The sequence below is a fragment of the Pseudomonas sp. GW456-12-10-14-LB2 genome, assembly GCF_002884345.1.
GTDB classification, from domain to species: domain Bacteria; phylum Pseudomonadota; class Gammaproteobacteria; order Pseudomonadales; family Pseudomonadaceae; genus Aquipseudomonas; species Aquipseudomonas paraglycinae.
The window spans coordinates 1-275 of the sequence record NZ_POHV01000141.1 but is presented as its reverse complement, the minus strand read 5'-3'; the positions used below and the strand labels follow the sequence as shown (position 1 = coordinate 275).

Here is a 275-nt window from a genome sequence, read left to right as displayed (position 1 = left end):
GGGGCAAGCGCAGGCGCTGCGCGAGGCGGCGAGCGAGGCGGGGCATCAGCTCGGCGGCTTGCGCAGCGAGCAGGCGGCGGCGCTGCGGCGGACGCAGGAGCTGGCGGCGGCGCGCGTGCGGCTGGCCGAGGACCGTGCGCGCGAGGGATCGCTGGCGAGCGATGCCGCCGAAGCGATCGCGCGGCTGGCCGAGGAGAGCAAGGCGCTGGAGGCGCGGCTGGCCGAGGCGACCGCGCGCATCCCGGAGCTGGAGACGCGGCTGAGCGAGGCCGAGC

At 78.9% G+C, this 275-nt stretch carries 1 protein-coding gene; it reads left to right on the top strand.

From position 1 onward, the window contains the following. Positions 1 to 275, top strand: a 275-nt coding sequence (locus tag C1X29_RS29885; RefSeq protein WP_146023303.1) for a hypothetical protein, incomplete at both ends; no start/stop codon positions are given.